This is a genomic window from Streptomyces aurantiacus JA 4570 (assembly GCF_000414115.1).
In the GTDB taxonomy this organism is placed as follows: Bacteria; Actinomycetota; Actinomycetes; order Streptomycetales; family Streptomycetaceae; genus Streptomyces; species Streptomyces aurantiacus_A.
Genome location: NZ_AOPZ01000123.1, coordinates 1 through 23,126, shown reverse-complemented (window position 1 = coordinate 23,126; position 23,126 = coordinate 1). Strand labels below are relative to the sequence as shown.

General features: G+C 71.4%; 18 protein-coding genes and 1 pseudogene. 8 read left to right on the top strand and 11 right to left on the bottom strand.

The window, feature by feature from the left end:
• The coding region (locus STRAU_RS42955) for a hypothetical protein (RefSeq protein WP_203227405.1) at positions 1 to 286 on the top strand (286 nt) is incomplete at its 5' end.
• On the opposite strand, the gene STRAU_RS14495 is transcribed toward STRAU_RS42955, so the two are convergent.
• Positions 283 to 1,437, bottom strand: coding sequence for a cystathionine gamma-synthase (locus tag STRAU_RS14495; protein WP_016641074.1), 1,155 nt, complete (start codon positions 1,435 to 1,437; stop codon positions 283 to 285). The genes STRAU_RS42955 and STRAU_RS14495 overlap by 4 nt on opposite strands.
• A 133-nt stretch (positions 1,438 to 1,570) precedes the next feature.
• On the opposite strand from STRAU_RS14495, the gene STRAU_RS14490 reads away from it, so the two are divergent.
• The 3 genes from STRAU_RS14490 to STRAU_RS14480 all read left to right on the top strand — a co-directional run bounded on the left by STRAU_RS14490 (position 1,571) and on the right by STRAU_RS14480 (position 4,282).
• Positions 1,571 to 2,689, top strand: a complete 1,119-nt coding sequence (locus tag STRAU_RS14490) for a hypothetical protein (RefSeq protein ID WP_016641073.1) — start codon at positions 1,571 to 1,573, stop codon at positions 2,687 to 2,689.
• A gap of 112 nt (positions 2,690 to 2,801) precedes the next feature.
• Positions 2,802 to 3,470 (top strand): peptide-methionine (S)-S-oxide reductase MsrA, encoded by a 669-nt coding sequence (gene msrA, locus STRAU_RS14485; protein ID WP_016641072.1) that lies wholly within the window; start codon positions 2,802 to 2,804, stop codon positions 3,468 to 3,470.
• 2 nt (positions 3,471 to 3,472) lie between these two features.
• A complete protein-coding gene (locus STRAU_RS14480) occupies positions 3,473 to 4,282 on the top strand; it encodes an alpha/beta fold hydrolase (protein WP_016641071.1) in 810 nt (269 codons plus the stop codon).
• Between the two features lie 39 nt (positions 4,283 to 4,321).
• Here the strand turns inward: STRAU_RS14480 and proP are convergent, their stop codons facing one another.
• The 3 genes from proP to STRAU_RS14465 form a co-directional block, all read right to left on the bottom strand.
• Positions 4,322 to 5,884, bottom strand: coding sequence for a glycine betaine/L-proline transporter ProP (gene proP / locus STRAU_RS14475; protein ID WP_016641070.1), 1,563 nt, complete (start codon positions 5,882 to 5,884; stop codon positions 4,322 to 4,324).
• A 302-nt stretch (positions 5,885 to 6,186) separates the two neighbouring features.
• Entirely contained in the window at positions 6,187 to 6,573 is a 387-nt protein-coding gene (locus tag STRAU_RS14470) for a VOC family protein (protein ID WP_016641069.1), read from the bottom strand.
• A 223-nt stretch (positions 6,574 to 6,796) separates the two neighbouring features.
• Positions 6,797 to 7,855, bottom strand: a complete 1,059-nt coding sequence (locus STRAU_RS14465) for an NAD(P)-dependent alcohol dehydrogenase (protein WP_037659418.1) — start codon at positions 7,853 to 7,855, stop codon at positions 6,797 to 6,799.
• A 118-nt stretch (positions 7,856 to 7,973) separates the two neighbouring features.
• Between STRAU_RS14465 and STRAU_RS14460 the strand changes: the two genes are divergently transcribed.
• Positions 7,974 to 8,897, top strand: coding sequence for a helix-turn-helix domain-containing protein (locus STRAU_RS14460; RefSeq protein WP_016641067.1), 924 nt, complete (start codon positions 7,974 to 7,976; stop codon positions 8,895 to 8,897).
• Positions 8,898 to 8,938: 41 nt separating this feature from the next.
• Here the strand turns inward: STRAU_RS14460 and STRAU_RS14455 are convergent, their stop codons facing one another.
• Together STRAU_RS14455 and STRAU_RS14450 are read right to left on the bottom strand one after the other, a co-directional pair.
• Positions 8,939 to 9,727 carry a group II truncated hemoglobin gene (locus tag STRAU_RS14455; RefSeq protein WP_037659410.1) on the bottom strand — a complete coding sequence of 263 codons (789 nt, stop codon included), beginning with the start codon at positions 9,725 to 9,727 and terminating at the stop codon, positions 8,939 to 8,941.
• Entirely contained in the window at positions 9,724 to 10,158 is a 435-nt protein-coding gene (locus tag STRAU_RS14450; RefSeq protein ID WP_016641065.1) for a winged helix-turn-helix transcriptional regulator, read from the bottom strand. Before STRAU_RS14450 ends, STRAU_RS14455 begins: the two co-directional genes overlap by 4 nt.
• A gap of 25 nt (positions 10,159 to 10,183) precedes the next feature.
• On the opposite strand from STRAU_RS14450, the gene STRAU_RS14445 reads away from it, so the two are divergent.
• Complete coding sequence (locus STRAU_RS14445) at positions 10,184 to 10,558, top strand: YybH family protein (protein ID WP_052029088.1); 375 nt, start codon at positions 10,184 to 10,186, stop codon at positions 10,556 to 10,558.
• Between the two features lie 45 nt (positions 10,559 to 10,603).
• On the opposite strand, the pseudogene STRAU_RS14440 reads toward STRAU_RS14445, so the two are convergent.
• The 4 genes and pseudogenes from STRAU_RS14440 to STRAU_RS14425 all read right to left on the bottom strand — a co-directional run bounded on the left by STRAU_RS14440 (position 10,604) and on the right by STRAU_RS14425 (position 19,544).
• Positions 10,604 to 13,929, bottom strand: a pseudogene (locus STRAU_RS14440) (S8 family peptidase).
• A 185-nt stretch (positions 13,930 to 14,114) separates the two neighbouring features.
• Entirely contained in the window at positions 14,115 to 17,477 is a 3,363-nt protein-coding gene (locus STRAU_RS14435) for a S8 family peptidase (RefSeq protein WP_016641061.1), read from the bottom strand.
• 204 nt (positions 17,478 to 17,681) lie between these two features.
• Positions 17,682 to 18,926, bottom strand: coding sequence for a L,D-transpeptidase (locus STRAU_RS14430; RefSeq protein ID WP_037659407.1), 1,245 nt, complete (start codon positions 18,924 to 18,926; stop codon positions 17,682 to 17,684).
• Positions 18,927 to 19,163: 237 nt separating this feature from the next.
• A complete protein-coding gene (locus tag STRAU_RS14425) occupies positions 19,164 to 19,544 on the bottom strand; it encodes a hypothetical protein (RefSeq protein ID WP_078621208.1) in 381 nt (126 codons plus the stop codon).
• A 111-nt stretch (positions 19,545 to 19,655) separates the two neighbouring features.
• Here STRAU_RS14425 and STRAU_RS14420 point away from each other — a divergent pair, with 111 nt between their 5' ends.
• Together STRAU_RS14420 and STRAU_RS14415 are read left to right on the top strand one after the other, a co-directional pair.
• The gene (locus tag STRAU_RS14420; protein WP_016641058.1) at positions 19,656 to 19,904 is read left to right on the top strand and encodes a hypothetical protein; all 249 of its coding nucleotides are present in this window, start codon (positions 19,656 to 19,658) and stop codon (positions 19,902 to 19,904) included.
• Positions 19,905 to 19,940: 36 nt separating this feature from the next.
• Positions 19,941 to 21,467, top strand: coding sequence for an APC family permease (locus tag STRAU_RS14415; RefSeq protein ID WP_016641057.1), 1,527 nt, complete (start codon positions 19,941 to 19,943; stop codon positions 21,465 to 21,467).
• Between the two features lie 15 nt (positions 21,468 to 21,482).
• On the opposite strand, the gene hutH is transcribed toward STRAU_RS14415, so the two are convergent.
• A complete protein-coding gene (gene hutH, locus STRAU_RS14410) occupies positions 21,483 to 23,021 on the bottom strand; it encodes a histidine ammonia-lyase (RefSeq protein WP_037659404.1) in 1,539 nt (512 codons plus the stop codon).
• Positions 23,022 to 23,126: the final 105 nt, after the last annotated feature.

Here is a 23,126-nt window from a genome sequence, read left to right as displayed (position 1 = left end):
CCACCCGCCCACCCGTTTCCAGCACACCGAGGGCTTCGGGCCGAAGGCGTGGGAACCCCCGACCCGCCGCCCGCGTAAGCCGGGCTTCCGGTGCCGGGGAAGGTCGTTCGGCGTCTGCCGCTCGGACTCGTCCCCCCGCTGTGGGCAGCTGGGCCGCCAGGGGCGGCTCCCGACCCTAAAGGCAGCCCAGGCCGACGGGGCCGTCCCGGGCTGGGGTGCCCAGGTCGACGGCGGCAACCAGTCGGCCTGGGGCACCCGAAAACCGTTCAGCGCACCGCGCGCCTAGCCCAGCGCCTGCTGCAGGTCCGCCAGCAGATCGTCCGCCGACTCGATGCCCACGGAGAGGCGGACCAGGTCGGACGGGACCTCCAGGGCGGAGCCCGCGGTGGAGGCGTGGGTCATGCGGCCGGGGTGCTCGATGAGGGACTCGACGCCGCCGAGGGACTCGCCCAGGGTGAACAGGCGGGCGCGGTCGCAGACCGCCACGGCCGCCTCCTCGCCGCCCTCGACCTGGAAGGACACCATGCCGCCGAACGCCTTCATCTGCTTGGCGGCGATCTCGTGACCGGGGTGGGAGTCGAGGCCGGGGTACAGGACGTTCGTGACGCGGGGGTGCCGCGTCAGCATGTCGGCGATCCGCGTGGCGTTCTCGCTGTGACGGTCCATGCGCACCGCGAGCGTCTTCACGCCGCGCAGCACCAGCCAGGAGTCGAACGGACCGGCCACGGCGCCCATGGCGTTCTGGTGGTACGCCAACTCCTCGCCGAGATCGGTGTCGTTGACCACGAGCGCGCCGCCCACGACGTCCGAGTGGCCGCCCATGTACTTCGTGAGGGAGTGCACGACGACGTCCGCGCCGAGGGCGAGCGGCTGCTGGAGGTAGGGGCTGGCGAAGGTGTTGTCGACGACGAGCCGCGCGCCCGCCTCACGGGCGATCTGGGCCGTGGCCTCGATGTCGGTGATGCCGAGCAGCGGGTTGGACGGCGTCTCCACCCACACGGCCTTCGTACGCGGCGTGATCGCGGCCCGCACCGACGCCGGGTCGGAGGTGTCGGCGACCGACCATTCCACGCCCCACCGAGAGACGACCTTGTCGAAGAGGCGGAACGTGCCGCCGTACGCGTCGTTGGGGATGACCACATGGTCGCCGGGACCGAGCAGCGTACGCAGGAGGCAGTCCTCGGCGGCGAGGCCGGAGGCGAAGGCGAGGCCGCGGCGGCCGCCTTCGAGGGCCGCGAGGTTCTCCTCCAGGGCGGTGCGCGTGGGGTTGGCGCTGCGGCTGTATTCGTAGCCGCCGCGCAGTCCGCCGACTCCGTCCTGCTTGTACGTGGACACCTGGTAGATGGGCGGGACGACGGCGCCGGTCAGCGGGTCGGCGGTGTTGCCCGCGTGGATGGCGACGGTCTCGAAGCTCTGGCTGCTGTGCGAGTCACTCATGCGGCCTGAGCGTAATGGGGGACGGCGGCCGGGGCCGGGCGGGGAGCGGCGGGCGCGGGCCGGCGCGGGCGGGTTGACCGGCGAGGACGGCCAGGTTGGCCAATTGTCACAGGCGTCTGGTTCGCTTGTACGTATGGAGATTCTCTGGGTCCTGATGGCAGTGGTGATGATCGGGGCGGTGCTCGGGCCGTTCCTGCTGCGCAGGCGCGCCGGAATCCGGCAGGTGCACCCGGGCGCCCCGGACGCGGCGGACCCGGCGAACTACGGCTTCGCGCGCCAGGAGGAGCTGGACATCCGCATGCCAGGGCCGGACGCCGACCTCCTGGAGGTCCTCGACCTGGTGCAGCGCACGCAGGACTGGCGCGCCGCGTCGCAGCTGCTCGCCGGGACGGAGGTGCACGGCGAGCAGCGCTGGCAGCGTGTGCAGGCCTTCGCGGGCGCGGCGTCGCTGGAGTTGCAGCAGCGGCCGGGCGGCGTGAGCGACACCCCGGGCGGGCAGTGGCTGCGGGTGTGGCGGGCGGAGGCCCCGAAGGACGCGGGCGGCGCGGCGGTGCACGCCGAGTTCCTGGTGCAGCAGGCGTGGCGCACGTCGACGGCCGGGACGGACGAGTTCCGGATCATCCTGGAGGAGGCCAAGGAGGCTTGCGGGCAGGCGGCCCTCCTCTCCCCCGGCGACCCGATTCCGTACATCGTCGAGCTGTCCATCGCCCGCGGACTCGCCTATCCGCGCGCGGAGTTCGAGCAGCTGTGGCTGAAGATCCTGGACCGCGCTCCCGCGCACATGGGCGCGCACCTGGCGGCGCTGCACTACTGGTGCGAGAAGTGGCACGGCACCCGCGAGGAGGCGTCCGCCTTCGCGGAGGCCGCCGCCGCCCGCGCCCCCAAGGGCTCGCTGCTCTCGGCGCTGCCCCTGTTCGCGGTGTACGAGCACCTGCCCGAGGTGAACCTGGTGCGGGGGTTCTACCAGAGCGAGGTCGTGACCAAGGCGATCGAGGGCGCCCAGTTCGCGGTGCACTCCGCCCGCCCGGACGACCCGATGCTGGCCCACGTCCGCCATCTCCTGGTCTTCTTCCTGGTCCGCTGCGAGCGCTGGGGCGAGGCCATGAACCAGATCGTCCACGTCGACGGCCACGTCGGCGCCCTCCCCTGGACGGTGTCCCACGACCCCGCCGCGGACTACGCGGTCTACCGCGCCCTGGCCGTCGCGGGGTACGAGGCCAACGGCGGCAGCCCGGCCACGCTCCCGCACTGAGCGGAGCCCCACGCTCCGGCCGCCGCCGGGCGGGGCCCACGTGAGCGGCAGGAATGTCCCCGGCCGCCCCGTCGTTCTACGTACGCCGCCCCCGCCACGAGGAGAGAAGCACATGATCTTCGGCCGCACGCCCGTCCTCCCCACCCCCGAGGAGGCCCTCAAGGGCCGCGAGACGCCCGAGTTCGAGGTCCCCTCACGGCACACGGTGCTCGGCAACGCGCTGCTCGGCCCCTACCCCGAGGGCCTGGAGGTCGCCGACTTCGCCCTGGGCTGCTTCTGGGGCGCGGAGCGCAAGTTCTGGACGACCGACGGCGTCTGGACGACCCTAGTCGGCTACCAGGGCGGTTATACGCGGAACCCCTCCTACGAAGAGGTCTGCTCCGGCCTGACCGGCCACACGGAGGCCGTGCGCGTCGTCTTCGACCCGGCGAAGGTCACGTACGCGGAGCTCCTGAAGCTCTTCTGGGAGTCCCACGACCCGACCCAGGGCTTCCGCCAGGGCAACGACGTCGGCACCCAGTACCGCTCCGCGATCTACACCCACTCCCCCGCCCAGGAGGCCGCCGCCACCGCGTCCCGCGACGCCTACCAGCAGGTCCTCACCGCCTCGGGCCACGGCACCGTCACCACGACCGTCCTCCCGGCGGACGACCGCACGTTCTGGCCGGCGGAGCCCTACCACCAGCAGTACCTGGACAAGAACCCGGACGGCTACTGCGGCATCGGCGGCACGGGCGTGAGCTGCCCCATCGGCATCGCCAAGGCCGGCGGCACCGCCTGAGCATGCCCCACGCCCACGCCCCCGACGGCACCCCCGTCCACTACGAGCTGCGCGGATCCGGTGACCCGCTGGTGCTGCTGAGCGGGCAGTCCAACAGCCGGCACTGGTGGGACCCCGTCGTCGGGGACTTCGCCGCCGCGTACACGACCGTGACGGTCGACTGGCGCGGCACCGGCGAGAGCGGGCGGCCCGACACGGACACGTACAGCACGCGCGGCTTCGCCGCCGACGTCGTGGCCGTGCTCGACCACGCCGGAATCGGGCGGGCCCGGGTGTACGGCACGTCGATGGGCGGTCGCGTCGCGCAGTGGCTGGCCGCCGACCATCCGGAGCGGGTCGAGCGGCTCGTCCTCGGGTGTACGTCGCCGGGGGCACCGCACGGCGTCGAGCGCGGGCCCGAGGTGCGGCGCGCGCTCGCCCAGGCCGACGCGGCCGCGGCGCGGCGGGCGCTGCTTGAGCTGATGTACACGCCCGCCTGGATCGCCGACCGGGAGGCGGCCGGGCGCACGGAGTTCGGCACGCTCGGGGATCCCTCCATGCCCGCGTACGCCCGTGGCCGGCATCTGCGGGCCAGCGCCCGGCACGACGCGTGGGACGCGCTGCCCCGGATCGCGGCGCCGACGCTCGTGGTGCACGGGAGCGACGACGTCTTCAACCCGGCCGCCAACGCCGCGCTCCTGGCCGACCGCATCCCGGACGCCCGTGCGCGGCTGATCCCGGGCGCCCGGCACGCGTACTTCGAGGAGTTCGCGGAGACCGCGACGCCACTGGTGCTGGGGTTCCTGGGCGGCGAGGACGGCTCCGACGGCTGACCCGCGCGGAGCCACTGCCCCCCGAGGGGGGACAGCACCTCACTCCTCGCCCTCACCCGACTTCCGCGACCGGTCCCGCCCCCGGCCGTGGCCCCCGCCCCGCGGATGCCAGAGCCGCAGCCAGAGGTCTCGCGCGCGCCGCCCCTCCTCCGTGCGGCTGCGTGCCACGATCTCGCGGGCCTCGTCCTCCGTCTCGACCATCGGTCCTGAGCCGCGCAGCGGGCGGCCCGCCGTCTCGTGCAGGAAGAACGTCGACACCAGGCCGATCGCTCCCGCGACCATCAGGTAGAACGCCGGGACCAGGGTGTTGCCCGTCCTGTCCACCAGGAACGAGGCGAGCAGCGGAGTCGTGCCGCCGAACAGGGAGACGGAGATGTTGTAGGCGATCGACAGGGCGCCGTAGCGCAACCGGGTGGGGAACAGGGCGGGCAGGGTGGCCGCCGCCGTACCGGCGAAGCACACGAGCAGCATCGCGAGGATCACGCAGCCGAACGCGGGGAAGAGGATGCCGCCCTCCCGGATCAGCAGGAACGCGGGCACGGAGAGCGCGATCATGGCGATGCTGCCGCCCATGAACATCGGGCGCCTGCCCCACCGGTCGGAGCTGCGGCCCACGGTGGTGATCGCGAGCACCACGAGCAGCATGGTGCCGAGCACCAGGAGCTGCGCGGTGGTGTCGCTCTCGCCCAGGGTGACCGTCATGAAGGTCGGCAGGTAGGACGTCACCATGTAGTTCGTGACGTTGTAGAGCAGCACCAGGCCCATGCAGATGAGGACCGCCTGCCAGTGGCGGGTGAAGATCTCCTTGAGGCGGCCCTTGCCGGACTGGCGGGCCTGCTCGACGGGGTCCTCGTCCTCGCCCCGCTCGCGGCCCTCCTCGCGCTCGGCGGCCGCGTAGGCGGCCTCCTGCTTGAACGCGGGGGTCTCCTCCAGCTTCAGGCGCATGTAGAGGCCGATGAGCCCGAGCGGCCCCGCGATGAAGAAGGGGATGCGCCACCCCCAGCTCTCCATGCCGTCCGACCCGAGCGTCAGCGTGAGCACGGTGACCAGGCCGGAGCCGAGCGAGTAGCCCACGAAGGTGCCGAAGTCGAGCCAGCTGCCGAGGAAGCCGCGGCGCTGGTCGGGGGCGTACTCGGCGATGTAGGTGGTGGCACCCGCGTACTCGCCGCCGGTGGAGAAGCCCTGGACGAGGCGGCAGACGAGGAGCAGCAGCGGCGCGGCGAAGCCGATCGAGGCGTACGTCGGCAGCAGGCCGACCGCGAAGGTGCTGGCCGCCATCATGATCATGGTCGCGGCGAGGACCCGCTGCCGGCCGATGCGGTCGCCCAGGGGCCCGAAGACCAGGCCGCCGAGCGGGCGGACGAGGAAGGCCGCGGCGAAGGTGGCGAAGGTGGCGACGACCTGGGCACCGGGCGAGCTGGAGGGGAAGAAGACCTTTCCGATCGTGCCCGCCAAATAGGCGTAGACGCCGAAGTCGAACCACTCCATGGTGTTGCCGAGCGCGGCGGCCGTCACCGCGCGCCGCACCATCGGCCGGTCCGAGACGGTCACGTCCTCGGGACTGAGCGCCTTCTTGCGGCGGCGCAGCAGCGTACGCGCCATCCGGTCGGTCGTCGCCGAACGTGCGGGGCGCGCCGACTCCGTCTCCGGCCCGCTGGGCCGTCGGGGCGTGCGGCGCGCGGGGCCCTTCGCCATGAGGCTGTTCTCCTCCTGCCGGTCGGGGAAAGCTGTGCCGCCGCAAAATTAAGCCGCCGAAGAAAAGGCGGCAAATGGGACGCGGCGCACGGCGGCGCGGCAATCGGCGGCGCGGCATACGGCGGCGCGGCATACGACGGCGGCGCGACGCACCGAGGGCCCGGCGGGTGATCCCGCCGGGCCCTCCTGAGCCGCCGCCCCCGTGGGCCTCAGTCCTCGGCCCCGTACGGCTTGGTGATGATCTCCAGCTTGTGGCCGTCCGGGTCGTCCCAGTACACCCCGCGGCCGCCGTCGTTCGTGTTGATCTGGTTTTCCAGCTTGTGGTACGGGTCCGCCCAGTAGGTGAGACCCCGCTCCTTGATGCGGCCGAAGATCGCGTCGAACTCCTCGTCGGAGACCAGGAAGGCGTAGTGCTGCGGCACGATCGGGCCGCCGTCGCCCTCGAAGTAGTCGAGCGTGACGCCGTTGGGAATGGCGACCGGGATGAACGGGCCGTACTGCGGGGCGACTTCGAGGCCCAGGATGTCGGCGAGGAACTGCGCGGACGCCTTCTTGTCCGTGGCTGCGACGATCGTGTGGTTCAGCTCGATGGTCATCGTGCGGACCTCCTCGGTGTCTGGCCTGACGTGTCCGGCCGGTGATGTGTGGCCGGTGGTGTCCGGCCGCTCTGTCCGACACCGAGAACGTTAGGTCCGTGCGCCCCGCACCGACATCGGTCAGTGGGTCCTGCGGCGGTGCGCTCTGCGCCCTAGGCCGCTGGTCCGAGGCGATTTCCGGTCACCGGACGGCTCCCGACGGCTCACGGCAGCTCAGAACGCCTCACGGAGCGATCGTCGACGCGTCGATCACGAACCGGTACCGCACGTCGCTCGCGAGCACCCGCTCGTACGCCTCGTTGATCTGCTCGGCCCGGATCAGCTCGATCTCCGCGCCCAGGCCGTGCTCGGCGCAGAAGTCCAGCATCTCCTGGGTCTGCCGGATGCCGCCGATCGCGGAGCCGGCGAGCGTCTTGCGCTGGAGCATCAGTGAGAAGACGTTCAGCGAGACCGGCTCCTCGGGGGCGCCCACGTTCACGAACGCGCCGTCCGTCTTGAGCAGGCCCAGGTACTTGTCGAGCGGCAGCGGCGCCGAGACCGTGGAGACGATCAGGTCGAGGCTGCCCGCGAGCTCCTCGAAGGTGGCGTCGTCGCTGGTGGCGTAGTAGTGGTCGGCGCCCAGCTTCAGGCCGTCGTCCTTCTTCCGCAGGGACTGCGACAGGACGGTCACCTCGGCGCCCATGGCGTGCGCGATCTTGACGGCCATGTGGCCGAGACCGCCGAGTCCGACGACGGCGACCTTCTTGCCGGGGCCCGCGTTCCAGTGGGCGAGCGGGGAGTACGTGGTGATGCCCGCGCAGAGCAGCGGCGCGGCCACGTCCAGGGAGAGGCCGTCGGGGATACGGACGGTGAATGCCTCGTCGACGACGATGCGGGTGGAGTAGCCGCCGTGGGTGGGCTCGCCGTTCTTGTCGAGGGCGTTGTACGTCTGGATGTTGCCCTTGACGCAGTACTGCTCCAGGCCCGCCTCGCAGTTCTCGCACGCGCGGCAGGAGTCGACCATGCAGCCGACGCCGACGCGGTCGCCGGCCTTGAACTTGGTGACGTCCGCGCCGACCTCCGCCACGACACCGGCGATCTCGTGGCCGGGCACCATCGGGAAGATGCCCTCGCCCCAGCCGTCGCGGGCCTGGTGGATGTCGGAGTGGCAGATGCCGGCGTACTTGATGTCGATGAGTACGTCGGAGGCGCCGACCGGGCGGCGCTCGATGGTCGTGCGCTCCAGCGGGGCCTTGGCCGAGGGAGCGGCGTACGCGGGGACAGTGATGGTCTGTGCGGTCATGTCCACGAGGCTGTCACCTGCGCAAAGGGCCACCCAGCCCTCCGTTGTGCCTACGCCGGGCGGTCCTACCACCACTGGTATCAGGCTCAGCGGCGTACGACCCTGAATACTGGGACGCATGGACGAGAACGCCCCGCAGGGCACGCAGCCCCCGGTGCCGCCCACGGAGGGCCTGGACCGCCGTGCCGAGCTGAGCGAGTTCCTGCGCACCCGCAGGGCCCGCCTCCAGCCGCACGACGTGGGCCTGCCCAGCTACGGCAGGCACCGCAGGGTGCCGGGCCTGCGCCGCGAGGAGCTGGCGCAGCTCGCCGGGGTGTCCGTGGCGTACTACACGCGGCTGGAACAGGGCAACGGGCGGAACGTGTCCGCGGAGGTCCTCGACGCCATCGCGCGCGCCCTGCGCCTGACCGACGCCGAGCACGCGCACCTCACGCACCTGGCGAAACCGGCCGCGCACAAGAAGAAGCGGGTCCCGCGCGCCCAGCAGCTGCGGCCCGCGGTGGCGCAGCTGCTGGACGCGATGGACGGCGTGCCCGCGTACGTGGTGGGGCGGCGGTCCGACATCCTCGGCTGGAACCGGCTGGCGGCCGCGCTGTTCGGCGACTGGGGACGCCTTCCGGCCGAGGAGCGGAACTGGGCGCGGCTCGTCTTCCTCGACGAACACATGCGGGAGCTGTTCGCCGACACCTGGGCGCAGAAGGCGTCGGACATCGTCAGCTTCCTGCGCATGGACGCGGGCTGCTACCCGAACGACCCGCTCCTGTCCGCCCTGGTCGGCGAACTCTCCGTGAAGAGCGAGGAGTTCAGGAGCCTGTGGGCCACGCACGACGTACGGGAGAAGGGCCACGGCGTGAAGCGCCTGCGGCACCCCCTGGTCGGGGAGCTGACCCTCTCCTTCGAGACGATGAGCCTCTCGGACGGCGCGGAACAGTCCTTGGTGACGTACCACGCGGAGCCGGGTTCGCCCTCGGCGGAGGGGCTGCGGCTCCTGGCGAGCTGGGGTGTCGACGCCGTGGACTCCTCACGGCACGAAGTGTCCTAGCCCGCGCGCCCGCGCCCGCCCGCTGCTTCCCCGAACGGGGATCAGGGCTGGTACGGCGGCGCCGCCCCCCAGTTCCACAGCGGCACCGGCTGGCCGGTGGGGCGGGCCGCGTCCGGGCCCGAGAAGTAGACCGCGAGGCGGGTCCCCCACTCGATGTACGCCACGAACGCCGAGCGGAACTCCGCGTCCGTCGGGAGGCCCGCCTCGTCCGCCGCGTCCTGGAGGAGGTTCACCCAGCGGCGCCGCTGGGGCTCCGTGATGCCCTTGCCGAAGTGCTTGCCGACCATGTGGGCGTGGGCGCCGGAGCCGTCCTCGCCGCCGTGCTCCTTCGAGTACGCCGCCGGGCCGCCGAAGACCTCGCCGAGCCACTGTGCGACGTGCGCGGCGTGCTCGGGCGCGAGGCCCGCGAAGACCGGGGCGAGCAGGTCGTCGGCGAGCACCTTCTCGTAGAAGATCTCGGTGAGCCGCTCGAAGTGCCCGGCGCCGCCCGCCCACGCGTACAGCGTCGGCGTGGAGGCCCCGGAGCCGCGCACCGAGGTGGGTGTGTAGTGCCGCATCTCCTCGATGTTCTCGACGTACGGACGGATGTGCGCGAAGAAGTCCCTGAAGTGCTCCGACGATCTGAAGCCCTCCAGGTGGTCCTTCGTGGACGTCCAGGTGATGCGCAGGATGAAGTGCTCGAAGTCCTCCTCGCAGCGGGCGAGTTCGTAGTCCACGCACTGCGGGGCCGCGGCCAGCGGCACGGCGGCGCGGGTGTACGCGGCGAGGAACTCCGCGGAGCGGTCGGCGGGGACGCGGTAGCGGATGTACTCCACTGTGTGGGTGCTCATGGGGCTTCTGGTTCCTCTTCTTCCCTGGGTTGCCCGGGTACCGGAGCCGCGGCGCCCCAGTCCCAGAGAGCCTGGAGGACGGGCCCCAGCTCCCGGCCGTGCGGAGTGAGTCGGTACGTGACGGTGGACGGCCACCCCGGCGTGCGGGTGCGCCGGGCCACCCCGGCTTCGACCAGTTGTACGAGCCGTTCCGCAAGCACCTTGTCGGACAACTGCGGGAGCGCGGCGGCGAGTTCGCTGTACGCGTACACGTCACCGTCGAGCAGCTCGCGCACCACCAGCGTGGTCCAGCGCCCCCGCAGCGCCGCCAGGGTGACCTCGACGGGGCAGGCGGAGGTGGGGGCGGTGACGCGGGCGCGGGGGTCGTCGGGCAGGCCGGGGCGCGGCTCCCGCGGGGCCGCGAGGCCATTGCTTACCGTTCGGTGAGCCACGGGCGCTCCTCCTACTGTGCCGGTCATGAGCACTTTCATCCTGCCCCAGCGCCCCGAGGACGTCCCGTGGGCGTTCGCCGAGCGGTTCAACAGCGGCGACCCCGATGCCGTCCGCGAGCTGTACGAGCCGGACGCCGCCTTCGTCCCCGAGTCCGGCGTCCCGGTCCACGGCGCCGACGCGATCGCCGCGCAGAACGCCCCGTTCCTCGCCCTCGGTCTGCCCATTTCCGTCACGCCCCGGCACGTGCACGTCGCCGGGGACACCGCCCTGCTCGTCGTCGACTGGGACATCGACGGGAAGGTGCGGGCCACGGCGACGGACGTGGCGCGGCGCGGCGCCGACGGCTACTGGCGATACGTGATCGACAGCCCCTTCGGCGCCGCGCCGAGTCTCTCCTGACCCCTTGTTTCCCGAGTACGCGGCCTACTTCCCGAGGTGCGCGGCCTACTTCCCGAAGTACGCGTCGTAGATCGCCACCGTCGCCTTGTTCCCCTTCTTGTCCTCGGCCGCCGCCCGGAAGGAGATCGACTTGCCCTTCGCCGGGTTCCGCACGGAGATCCTTCCGCCGCGCACCGCGGTCTTCCTCCAGGTGCGGCCCTTGTCGTAGGAGACGTACACGGAAAGGGACTTGAGGTTCTCGCCCGTGGCGGCGCCCTGCACCGTCACCGGCACGGTCCGGGCCGCCCCCGCGGGCGCCCGGCTGTCCAGGCCCACCTTCGGTGTGAAGCGGACCGTCGACGCGGGCAGCAGGGCCTCCTCGCGCACCTTCTTGGAGCGGAACGTCCAGCTCGCGTCGACGCGCGAGGAGGCGGCCGCCACGCGCGGGTCACGCCGCACCGAGGTGGACAGGCGGTATTCGGCGTCCGATGCCGGGACCTTGAAGGGTTCGCCGCCGGTCAGCGGGTCCTTGTTCTCGCCGATCTTGCGGCCGTCGCGGTGCAGGGTCGTCCTCACGGAGGTGAAGTCCGACTCGCCCTCGTGCCCGTCGCCGTCGGCGACCACCGGCAGGGAGCCGGTGATCTCGTTGCCCTCGCGGTAGATCCCCAGGTCACCGCCGACGCGCGGTCCGAACACGGCCGTGTTGAACGTCCTGGTGTAGGTCCTGCCCGCCTTGTACGTCGCCGGCGGGTGGACCAAGTACGTCGCTTCGGAGGTCAGCTCGCCGTCCTCGTCCTCTGTCACCTGGTCGAAGTCCGTGTCCCACGTCACCTTGTCGGCCGTCGACAGGTGGAACTTGCGCGTGCTGAGCGCCTGCTGCGGGACGGACCAGCCGGCGCCCCGGCCGCTGCCGTCGGGCAGCCAGCCGATGGGGCCGGCCACGGCCTGCTTGCCGTCGGCCGACGCCCCGAGCCGGGCGTTCACCGTGGCGAGTTCGCTGTCCTTGAAGTGCTTGGCGTAGCCGGTCGCGAGCCGCTCGACCTTGCCGCCGACGACGATGTCGTACTGCTCGTCGTCTCCCTTGACCCAGGACCCGGCCCACTGCTGACGCAGCGAGCCGTCCGTGACCTCGGGGCCGAGGTGCGCGGTGCGCAGATGGGCGTAGGAATCGACGAGCACGCCCTCGTGCATGCCCTCCGTCACCATGTACTGGGGATAGGCGAGGACCGGCTCGGCGTCCTTGTCGGGCACCGTGATGTCCACCGGCTTCGCCGCCCGCGCGTCCAGCTTCAGCGTCATGTCCTTGGTGACGTTCAGCTTCGGCCGGGCGAGCCAGTCGATGCCCTTGGCGGCGTCGTCCGGGTCCCCGTAGATCTGGGCGTCGAGGTAGTAACCGCCCTTGGGCACCCGGACCTTGACCGTCCCGGACACGTCGTTGAGGTAGTAGATCTTCTCGGCGGCGGGCCCCGTCAGGCCGAAGAGGCCCGACGAGTAGAACCTCGCGGGCCTGCCGTCGCGCCCGATGTACTTCAGCGTCACGTCGTACGACTCCCCGTCGCGCTGCACCACGGCACCCGTGCGCACGGTCTGGCCGCCGCCCTTCGCCACGACATACGCGGAGTAGGTGCCGCGCCCGTCGCCGCCGAGCTTGGTGTGCGCCGTCAGCTTCACCGAGGCGGTCCCGCCCGCCGGGACCGTCACCCGCTTCGCGCCGAGCGTGTAGAAGCCGTCCGGTGCCGGGCGCCCCTTGGGGTCGGTGGCGGTCACCGAGAGGTCGAGGGTGACGTCCTTCGCGCCGAGATTCCTGTACGTGACCTTCCTGGTGACCGGCTTGTCGTCGCTGTGCGGCCACCTCGGCGCGCCGAAGGTCAGCGACACCGGGTCGGCGACCACCGTCTGCTCGACGGCCTCGTCCACGGCGATACGCCCCGAACCCTGCTGGTGCGGCGCGTACTTGCCGCCCTTCGCGGACGACGTCAGGGCGCTCTTGAGGTCGGCCGCCCTCCATTCGGGGTGGCGCTGCTTGAGCAGGGCGGCGGCGCCTGCGACGTGCGGGGTCGCCATCGACGTACCGGAGGCCGTCAGATAGCCCTGGGGCTGCTGGCCGAGGTCCTGCTCCATCTCGCTGCCGGGCGCGGCCGCCGCCGTGATGTCGACGCCGGGTGCCGTCACGTCCGGCTTGACCGCGCCGTCGCCGCCGCGCGGGCCCTGGCTGGAGAAGTCCGCGAGCTTGTCCTTGCCGTCGACGGCGCCGACGGTGAGCGCGGCCTCCGGCCGTCGTTGCCCGCCGCGATGGCGAACAGCACGCCCCGGTCGGCGGAGAGCCGGTTGACGGCCGCCTCCAGAGGGTCGACGCCGACGGCGTCGTCGCCGCCGAGACTGAGGTTGACGACGTCGGCGCCCTGCGCGGCCGCCCACTCCATGCCCGCGATGACCTGGGAGTCGCTGCCGTAGCCGTCGTCGCCGAGGACCTTGCCGTTCAGGATCTTGGCACCGGGCGCGACGCCCTTGAACCTGCCGCCCGACTTCGCCCCCGTACCGGCCGCGGTGGACGCGACGTGCGTGCCGTGCCCGACGCGGTCCTTGGTGTCGGCGGACGGGGAAGAGTCCGTGAAGTTCTTCTCGTCGACGATCTGACCCTTGAGGTCCGGGTGGGTGGCGTCGACTCCCGTGTCCAGTACGGCGATCCGCACCCCCTTGCCGTCGAGCCCGGCCTGCCACGCCTTCGGCGCCCCGATCTGCTTGACACTCTTGTCGAGGCTCGCCTTCCGCGTCCCGTCGAGCCAGACGTGCCTGACGCCGGACGCGGTGCCGCGTTTGCCGCCTGTGAGGGTCTTCCAGAGGGCGGCCGTGTCCCGGTGCGGTGTGGTCACGGCGTCCGCGTTCAGGGACGAGAAGGTGCGGCGGACCGTCGTGTCACCGGCCGCGCGGACGCCGGCCTTGGCTCCGCGCGCGACACCCCGGTAGCCGATGATCAGCTTCAGGCCCTTCCGCTGGGCCTTCCGGTTCGCCTCGCTGGTCAACTCCGTGACGTCGAAGAGGCGTTGGTCGACCTTGCCCGCGTCGATGAGCCGCTGGGCGTCGTACGGCAGGACCAGTGCGTGCCCGCGCACGGTCCGGGTGCTCACGGGTATCCGCTCGCGCCCCTTCGCCGGTGTGAACCCGAGCAGGCGGCCCTTGGAGTCGACGGTGACGCGGTCGCCGGTGACGAGGGTGAGGCGGTGCGCGGGGCCGATCTGCCCGCGGTGCGCGGGCCCGGCCTTCACGGGCGCACGCCCCGCGCTCCGGGGGCCCGCCCCGCCGTCCGTCCCCGCCGACGCCGGGCCGACCACCCCCGCCACGAACGCCACGGCGACCACCACCGCGTACGCCCTCTTCCTGTGCTGACGCAAGATTTCCCCCTGCCGTCGAAGTGTGTGCCTCGTACGCGAGTCACGTACACAAGAAGCGGCTCCCGAAGCCCATCGGGCCCCGGGAGCCGCTCCTCACACTCCTTCAACTGTCCGCAGGAAGAAGGTCAGTTCCCGACGGGAAGGGTCACTTCCCGTCGGGAAAGGTCACTTCCCGTCCGGAAAGGTCACTTCCCGTAATACGCGTTGTAGATCGAGATCGTGGACTTGTTGCCCTTCTTGTCCGTGATCTTGGCGTGGAACGAGATCGCCTTGCCCTTGTCCGGGTTGGTGACCTCGACCTTGCCGTTCACCACCTTCAGCGGCTCCCACTTCTGGCCGTAGTCGTAACTGGCGTAGACGTGGAGCGACTTCAGGTTGGCACCGGCGGCCGCGCCCTGCACCGTCACCGGCACGGACTGCTTCTTGCCCGCGGGGGCCCGGCTGTCGAGGCCGACGGCCGCGTTGATGCGCACACCGGAGACCGGGAGCTGCGTGGCGGCGGTCGTCTTCTTGGAGCGGAACGTCCAGTTCGCGTCGATGCGCGTGGAGGCCGCGGACACGGCGACGCTGCGCTTCACGGACGTCGACAGCTTGTACTCGGCGTCACCGGCGGGCACCGTGAAGGGCTTCTCGCCCGTCAGCGGGTCGTCGTTCTCGCCGATCTGGGTGCCGTTGCGGGCCAGCGTCGTCTTCACCGAGGTGGTCGCCGAACCGCCCGCGTGCGTCTTGCCGTCGGCGAACAGCGGCAGGAAGCCCGCGATCTTGTTGCCGTCGCGCAGCACTCCGTAGGCGCCGCCGACGCGCGGCCCGAAGACGGCCGTGTTGAACGTCTTCGTGTACGTCTTGCCGCCCGCGAACGCCTGCGGCTGTCCCAGCGTGTACGAGGCGTCGACGATGGGCCAGCCGTCCGGGTCGACACCGGCCCGCTGCTCGAACTCCAGGCTCCAGGTGACCTTGTCGGCCGTGGACACGTACAGGGTGCGGGTGCTCGGCGCCTTCTGCGGCACGCTGATGCCCGTGGAGCTGAAGCTGCCCGGCAGCCTGCCGAACGCGGTGACCGCGGCGGTCTTGCCGCTGGAGGACGCGCCGAGGCCCGCCTTCACGGTGGCGAGGTCGGCTTCCTTGTAGTCCTTGGTGTAGCCGGTCGCGAGCTGCTTGACGACGCCGCCGGCGACGGTGCTGTACTCCGCCTTCTCACCGCGCGACCAGTGGCCCTCGAACTTCTGCAGCAGCGAGCCGTCGGTGACCTGCGGGCCGAGGTGCGCGCTGCGCAGCCCGGTGTACGCGTCCAGCCACCAGCCGAAGCCGTAGCCGTCGCCGCCCGCGGTGATCTCGTACGAGGGTGCGGCGAACTCGGACTTGACGGCCGAGGACGGCACGGAGATGTCGATCGGCTTGGCCTTGCGCGCGTCCACCGTCAGCGTCGCCGCCTTGGTGACGTCGAGCTTCGGCTGCGCGATCCAGTCGGCGCCCTTGGTGATGTCCTGCGGGTCGACGAAGACACCGGCGTCGAGGACGTAACCGCCCTTGGGCACCCGGACCTTGGCGGTGCCCGACTCGTCGTACACCGGGATGAACTGCTCCTCGGCGAGCCCGGAGAGGCCGACGAGGGACGTGCTGTAGTGCTTCGCCGGCTGCCCGTCGCGGCCGATGTGCTTGACGGTCAGGTCGTACGACTCGACCTCGCGGTCGACCGCGGCGGCCGTGCGGACGCTCTGGCCGCCGCCGCTCGCCACGACGTACGCGGAGTAGGAGCCGTCGACCGCGCCGCCGAGGCGCGTGTCGGCCGTCAGGTCGACGGAGGCCGTGCCGCCCGCCGGGACGGTCACCTTCTTCGCGCCGAGGGTGAAGAAGCCCTCGGGGGCGGGCTTGCCCGCCGGGTCGGAGCCCTCGGCGGTGAGGTCGAGGGTGACCTCTTCCTTGCCGAGGTTCCTGTAGGTGACCTTCTTGGTGACGGGCTTGTCGTCGGTGTGCGGCCACAGCTGCGTGCCGAAGCTGACCGACACCGGATCGGCGACCACGGTCTGCTTGAGGGCCCGGTCGACGGCGATGCGGCCCGAACCCTGCTGGAACGCCGTGTACTTGCCCGCCTTCGTGGACGCGGTGAGGGCGCCCTTCAGCTCGGGCTGCTTCCAGTCCGGGTGCTGCTGCTTGAGGAGGGCGGCGGCGCCGGCGGCGTGCGGGGCCGCCATCGACGTACCGGAGATCGTCAGATAGCCCTCGGGCTTCTGGCCGACCTGCTTCTCGATCTCGCTGCCGGGCGCGGCGGCCGCCGTGATGTCGACGCCGGGCGCCGTCACGTCGGGCTTGAGCGCGCCGTCACCGATGCGCGGGCCCTCGCTGGAGAACTCCGCGAGCTTGTCGTTGTCGTCGACCGCGCCGACGGTCAGGGCCGCGTCCGCGCTGCCGGGCGAGCCGATGGAGCGGGGCGAGCCGGAGTTGCCCGCGGAGATGGCGAAGAGGATGCCCTTCTCCGCCGAGACCTTGTCGACGGCGGCCTCCAGCGGGTCGACGCCGGGGGTGTCGCCGCCGCCGAGGCTCAGGTTCATCACGTCGGCGCCCTGGGCCGCGGCCCAGTCGATGCCCGCGATGATCCCGGAGTCGTCACCGGAGCCGGTGTCGCCGAGGACCTTGCCGTTGAGGATCTTGGCGCCCGGCGCGACGCCCTTGTACGCGCCGTTCTTGGCGCCGGTGCCCGCGGCGGTGGAGGCGACGTGCGTGCCGTGCCCGACGCGGTCCTTGGTGTCGGGCGAGGGCGTGAAGTCCTCCGCCGCGACGACCTGGTCCTTCAGGTCGGGATGAGTGGCGTCGACGCCGGTGTCCAGGACGGCGATCTTCACACCCTTGCCGTCGTACCCGGCTTCCCATGCCTTCGGCGCGCCGATCTGCGCGACGCTCTTGTCCAGGGTGGCCTTGCGCACCCCGTCCAGCCAGACGCGGCTGATGCCGGAGGCGGTGGTGCGCGCCCCGTCCCGCTCGGCGGTCAGCGCCTGCCAGAGCTTGGCGGCGTCCTGCTTCGGGGTGGTCAGCGCGTCCGCGTTGAGGGTCTTGAGGGTGCGGCGGACGTCGGTGCCGCCCGCGTCGCGCACCTCGGCCTTCGCGCCGGCGGCGGCGCCCTTGTAGGCGACGATCACCTTCAGGCCCTGCTTCTGCGCGGTGCGGTTGTCCTTCTTGCTCAGTTCCGTGACGTCGAAAAGGCGCTGGTCGAGCGTGCCGTCGGCGATCAGGCGCTGGGCGTCGGCGGGTATGACGAGCGTGTGGCCGTCGCGGCTGCTGGTCCGCACGGGTATGCGTTCACGGCCCTTGGCGGGGTCGAACGCGGTGACCCGGCCCTTCGCGTCGACGGTGACGCGGTCGCCGGTGAGGAGCGTGATGTGGTGGCGCACCGGCACCTTGACCTCGTCCACCGACGCGCCTGCCGGGCGGACCGGGTCCGGGTCCGCCTGCGCCGGGCTGGTCATGCCCGCCGCGAGCGCCACGGCCGCGGCGGTGGCGACGCCGGCCGCGGCGGCACGGCGCGCGGCGACGGGTCTCTTCGCTTTCTGCACTTGTCTGAGCAAGTTTCCCCCTCAGGTGAAAGCTTTGGGTCACGCAGTCTGTCGAGGGGACGATATCTGCTCAACTATGAGACGTAAGTAGATAGTTGATGTTCTTGGCCGGTTCAACATGGTGCCGCAACACGGCGGACACGACAGTGGCCCGCACCCCGGCGGGGTGCGGGCCACTGTGCGCAGGCCAGAGGCGTTCGCCGGTCAGACGGCGGAGCCCGCCTTCCACTCGGCCCAGCTCATGTTCCAGCCGTTGAGGCCGTTGTCCGGGGCGATCGTCTTGTCGCCGGTGTTGCGGACGTCCACGACGTCACCGGTGATCGTGTTCTCGAAGAACCAGGAGCCGGGAGTCGACTTGTCGTTCGCACCCTTGGCGTCCCGCAGGCCGATGCAGCCGTGGCTGGTGTTCACGTTGCCGAAGATCGACGACGCGCCCCAGTAGTTGCCGTGGATGAAGGTGCCGGAGCTGGACAGGCGCATGGCGTGCGGCACGTCCTTGATGTCGTACTCGCCCTTGCCGTCGCTGTCCGTGAAGCCGACGGTGGCGCCGTTCATCCGGGTCTCCTTGAACTTCTCGGAGACCACCATCTTGCCGTTGTACGTCTTGTTGTCCGGCGCCCCGGCCGAGATCGGGATGGTCTTCACGACCTTGCCGTCCCGCATGATCTTCATCTGCTTGGTCTTGGCGTCGACGACCGAGACCTGATTGCGGCCGATCTTGAACTGGACGGTCTTCTGCTGGACGCCGTAGACCCCGTCGGCGCCCTCGACGCCGTCCAGGTTCAGCTTCAGCGTGACTGTGGAGTTGCCCTTCCAGTAGTCCTGGGGCCGGAAGTCGAGCCGGTTCGCCCCGAACCAGTGGCCGACGATCTCCTGGCCGCTGCTGGAAGACACCTTGACGCGCGACTGCACGTCCTTCTTGTTGCTGATCGCCTTGTCGAAGTTGATCGACACCGGCATGCCCACGCCGACCGTGGAGCCGTCCTCCGGCGTGAAGCTGCCGATGAAGCTGTTGGCCTTCGAGACGGTGGTGAACGAGGAGTTCTCGTGCGCCTTGCGGCCCTCGGAGTCCTTCGCCGTCACCGCGATCTTGTACGTGGTGGCGCGCTCGAGCTGGCCGCTGGGCTTCCAGGACTTCTTGTCCGGGGATATCTCGCCCGCGACCGCCGCGCCGCCGTCCGCCTTCATGACCACCTTGGTGAGCGTGCCCTCGCTCACGGTGACCTTGGCGTCCTTGTTGATGCCCGCGTTGTCGGAGCCGTTCTTCGGTGCGATAGCGATCTTGGCTTCGGACGTCTTCTCCGCCGCCGCCTCGTCGACCTGGTTCTGCGACTTCTTGCCGCCCCCGGAGTCGCCGTCGCCGCCGTCGCTACAGGCAGAGAGCACCAGCACTCCGCCGACCAGGGCGGACACGGCCATAAGACCCCTGCGCCGCTTACTGTCCGTCATTACACGCTTCTCCATCGTCGCCGAATCCCCAAGACCCCGCGGGTCCCCCCGTAACCCCGCCTAACGCCTTGCCCGGTGCATCCCGTTCCATTTCTTCCGCAGATGTGGGGAACGCCACGTCGGCGGTACGGCCGGGACGACCGCGCATCCAGGAGACGACTGAGCCCCGGGCGGCGGTTGCCGCCCGGGGCTCCCGATGTCGGAAACGCTGCCGGGACCGCTGTCCACCACCCGCGACTAGGGCCTGACGCCGACCTCGTCACCCTCGTCGGCACGCTCTTCGACGCCCTCGTCGTCGTCCTCGGCGTCATCATCCTCGTCCGGGTCCCAATCCGGCGAATCGGGATCGTAATCGATCACTTCGCTGCTCCATGAAGCCTGAGTGAGCTCCACTCCGGGCACGTCCCCGATCAGATCGACGGGGTCGACGAGGTAGGCGAGCGCCTCCGCGTCGTCCTCCTTCACCGCGGTCTGGGCGTGGGCGCGCTCGTCGTCGGGCATGTGGGCGTCTTCCGCGATGCGGCTCAGCGCGGTGCCGCGCAGCTCCTCGGAGCCGTCGACCTCGACCACCAATTCGACCCGGAGCCGCACAAAGCGTGATGTCTCGTCTGCACTCATAGGCCGGAGCGTACGGCCCTGCCCCACCGCAGGTTTCCCGCGACCCGCGGCTTTCACTAGCATCGCCCCAGACGGCCAATTCGCCAGCTCCACAAGGGGGATCCGTTTCCCGTGACCGCACGTCGCACGCTGTTGACCGCAGCCACAGCCGGGGCCCTGCTCGGCGCCCTGTGGTTCGTCCCCTCCGCGAAGGCAACAGCGTCGCCGGCCCCGGCCGGCACGCTCTCCCAGCAGGCGCCCGACCAGGCCCACGGGCCGGCCTCCGACACGACTCCGTACCTGGCCGGGGGCGCGGCGCTCCTGGGGCTCGGGGCGGGGTTCGTTCTGTACTCGGCGCGGCGGGAGGCGACGGAGGGGTAGCCGGGGGCGCCACTGCCCACGCGAGGAGGAGGCTCCATGTCCGGTGCACCGCCCGCAGACCGCCCGCCGACCGAGCCCCCTTCCCGTGAAGGGGGCTTCGTCCGCCGCATCGGCCCCTTCCAGGCCACAGCCATCAACATGAGCCAGATGTGCGGCATCGGCCCGTTCGTGACGATCCCGCTGATGGTGGCGGCGTTCGGCGGGCCGCAGGCCGTCATCGGCTTCATCGCGGGCGCGCTCCTCGCGCTCGCCGACGGCCTCGTGTGGGCCGAGCTGAGCGCCGCGATGCCGGGCTCCGGCGGCAGTTACGTCTATCTGCGCCAGGCGTTCCAGTACCGCACCGGCCGCCTGATGCCGTTCCTGTTCGTGTGGACGGCGATGCTCTTCATCCCCATCGGCATGTCCACGGGCATCGTCGGCTTCGTGCAGTACCTGGGCTATCTGGCCCCGGGCATGGGCCGGACCACGGGCGACCTCATCGGGCTCGGCGTCATCGCCCTGGTCGTCGCGCTGCTGTGGCGCGGCATCGAGCACATCGCGCGCATCACCGCGGTGATGTGGGCCGTCATGATCACCTCGGTCGGCCTGGTCGTCCTCGCCTCGCTCACGCACTTCGACGCGGACATGGCCTTCACGTACCCCTCCCACGCCTTCGAGCTGACGAGCAATCACTTCTGGATCGGCTTCGCGGGCGGCCTGACCATCGGCATCTACGACTACCTCGGCTACAACACGGCCGCCTACCTGGGCGCCGAGATCAAGGACCCCGGCCGCACCCTCCCGCGCGCGATCGTCTTCTCGATCCTCGGCATCATGACGATCTATCTCCTGCTCCAGATCGGCACGCTGGGCGTCATCGACTGGCACCGCATGACGGATCCGGGCGACATCGCCTCGACGTCCGTGGCCTCGGCGGTCCTTGAGGAGACGTGGGGCAAGGGACCCGCGAACGTGATCACGGTCCTGATCCTGATCACCGCGTTCGCCTCGGTCTTCGCGGGCCTGCTCGGCGGCTCCCGCGTGCCCTACGACGCGGCGCGCGACCGCGTCTTCTTCCGCCCCTACGCCCGCCTCCACCCCCGCCACCGCTTCCCGACCCTCGGCCTCGCGACGATGGGCGTGGTGACGTCGGCGGGCTTCCTGCTCGGCCGCCACACGGACCTGGCGACCCTGATCCAGCTCCTCACGGCGGTGATGGTCCTGGTCCAGGCGCTGGCCCAGATCCTCGCCCTGACCGTCCTGCGCCGCCGCCAGCCGGCCCTGCGCCGCCCCTACCGCATGTGGCTCTACCCGCTCCCGAGCCTGATCGCCCTGACGGGCTGGCTGGTCATCTACGGGTACGCGGACAAGAACTCCCCCGGCCGCCACCCCATCGAATGGTCCCTGGCCTGGGTCGCGCTCGGCTGCGCGGCGTTCGTGGTGTGGGCCCGCCGGGAGAAGGTGTGGCCGTTCGGGCCGCGGGAGATCAGCGAGGAGTACCTGACGGCCGCCGAGGGACCCGGCGGCGACCCGGACGGCCCGGCTCCGGACGAACCGGAACCGGAGCCGGTGCCGCGCGGGTGACTTGGCGGACCCGCCCTAGGCCAGCGGCCCGGTCACCGGCTCCACGGCCGCGACGAGCCGCCCCTCGCGTACGAAGGTGTCGGCGGCCGCGAGGTCGGGTGCGAGGAAGCGGTCGGGGCCCGGGCCCTCGACGCCGGCCTTGCGGACCGCCTCGATGACGGCGCGGCTCGCGGGAGCCGGGGTCAGCCCCTCGCGGAGCTCGATCGCGCGCGTGGCGGCGTACAACTCGACGGCGATGATCCGCCCCAGATTGCCGACGGCCGTACGCAGTTTGCGCGCCGCCGACCACCCCATGGACACATGGTCCTCCTGCATCGCGGAGGACGGGATGGAGTCGGCCGACGCGGGCACGGCGAGGCGCTTCAGCTCGCTCACCAGCGCCGCCTGCGTGTACTGGGCGATCATCAGGCCCGAGTCGACGCCCGCGTCGTCCGCGAGGAACGGCGGCAGGCCGTGCGACCGGTTCTTGTCGAGCAGCCGGTCGGTGCGGCGCTCGGCGATCGAGCCGAGGTCGGCGGCGGCGATGGCCAGGAAGTCCAGTACGTACGCCACGGGGGCGCCGTGGAAGTTGCCGTTCGACTCGACGCGGCCGTCGGGCAGCACGACCGGGTTGTCGACGGCGGCGGCGAGTTCACGCTCGGCGACGGTGCGGGCGTGCGCGAGGGTGTCCCGGCCCGCGCCCGCGACCTGCGGGGCGCAGCGCACCGAGTAGGCGTCCTGCACGCGCGGCGCGTCGTCCTGGTGATGTCCCGTGAGACCCGAACCGGCGAGCACGGCGAGCATGTTGGCGGCGGAGGCGGCCTGGCCCGGGTGCGGGCGGATGGCGTGCAGCTCCGGGGCGAGCACCTTGGCGGTGCCGAGCAGGGCCTCCAGGCTGAGGGCGGCGGTGATGTCGGCGGACTTGTAAAGGGTGTCGAGGTCGGCGAGGGCCATGACCAGCATGCCGAGCATGCCGTCGGTGCCGTTGAGGAGGGCGAGGCCCTCCTTCTCGCGCAGCTCGACGGGGGTGATGCCGTGCTCGGCGAGCAGCTCGCCGGCGGGCCGGGTCTCCCCGTCCGGGCCCTCGGCGTCCCCCTCCCCCATCAGCGTCAGCGCGCAGTGGCTGAGCGGGGCGAGGTCGCCGGAGCAGCCGAGGGAGCCGTACTCGTGGACGACCGGGGTGATGCCGGCGTTCAGCACGTCCGCCATGGTCTGCGCGACCTCGGGGCGTACGCCGGTGTGGCCCGAGCAGACGGTCTTCAGGCGCAGGAACATCAGCGCGCGCACGACCTCGCGCTCCACGCGCGGGCCCATGCCGGCCGCGTGCGAGCGCACGATGTTGCGCTGCAGCGCGGCGCGGAGGTCCTGGCCGATGTGCCGGGTGGCGAGGGCGCCGAAGCCGGTGCTGACGCCGTAGACGGGGTCCGGCTTGGCCGCGAGCGCGTCCACGATCTCGCGGGCCGCGGCGAGGGCGGTGACGGCGTCCTCGCCGAGTTCGACGCGTGCGTGGTGTCTTGCGACGGCTACGACGTCCTCTGCGGTGGTGCCGGTGGTTCCAAGGACCACGGTCTGCATATCCATATTCAGGGAGCGTACGCACTGAATCGCCTCGTGTCACGAGTCCGTCTGCCCCTCTGTTTCCCTGCCGCTCCGCGGCGGATTTCTCCCACCCGCCCGCCC

Bases quoted from the DNA above. Each gene is read 5' to 3' on its own strand.
- STRAU_RS14495 (WP_016641074.1), bottom strand. From the start codon at position 1,437: ATGAGTGACTCGCACAGCAGCCAGAGCTTCGAGACCGTCGCCATCCAC.
- STRAU_RS14490 (WP_016641073.1), top strand. From the start codon at position 1,571: ATGGAGATTCTCTGGGTCCTGATGGCAGTGGTGATGATCGGGGCGGTG.
- msrA (WP_016641072.1), top strand. From the start codon at position 2,802: ATGATCTTCGGCCGCACGCCCGTCCTCCCCACCCCCGAGGAGGCCCTC.
- STRAU_RS14480 (WP_016641071.1), top strand. From the start codon at position 3,473: ATGCCCCACGCCCACGCCCCCGACGGCACCCCCGTCCACTACGAGCTG.
- proP (WP_016641070.1), bottom strand. From the start codon at position 5,884: ATGGCGCGTACGCTGCTGCGCCGCCGCAAGAAGGCGCTCAGTCCCGAG.
- STRAU_RS14470 (WP_016641069.1), bottom strand. From the start codon at position 6,573: ATGACCATCGAGCTGAACCACACGATCGTCGCAGCCACGGACAAGAAG.
- STRAU_RS14465 (WP_037659418.1), bottom strand. From the start codon at position 7,855: ATGACCGCACAGACCATCACTGTCCCCGCGTACGCCGCTCCCTCGGCC.
- STRAU_RS14460 (WP_016641067.1), top strand. From the start codon at position 7,974: ATGGACGAGAACGCCCCGCAGGGCACGCAGCCCCCGGTGCCGCCCACG.
- STRAU_RS14455 (WP_037659410.1), bottom strand. From the start codon at position 9,727: ATGAGCACCCACACAGTGGAGTACATCCGCTACCGCGTCCCCGCCGAC.
- STRAU_RS14445 (WP_052029088.1), top strand. From the start codon at position 10,184: ATGAGCACTTTCATCCTGCCCCAGCGCCCCGAGGACGTCCCGTGGGCG.
- STRAU_RS14430 (WP_037659407.1), bottom strand. From the start codon at position 18,926: ATGACGGACAGTAAGCGGCGCAGGGGTCTTATGGCCGTGTCCGCCCTG.
- STRAU_RS14425 (WP_078621208.1), bottom strand. From the start codon at position 19,544: ATGAGTGCAGACGAGACATCACGCTTTGTGCGGCTCCGGGTCGAATTG.
- STRAU_RS14415 (WP_016641057.1), top strand. From the start codon at position 19,941: ATGTCCGGTGCACCGCCCGCAGACCGCCCGCCGACCGAGCCCCCTTCC.
- hutH (WP_037659404.1), bottom strand. From the start codon at position 23,021: ATGCAGACCGTGGTCCTTGGAACCACCGGCACCACCGCAGAGGACGTC.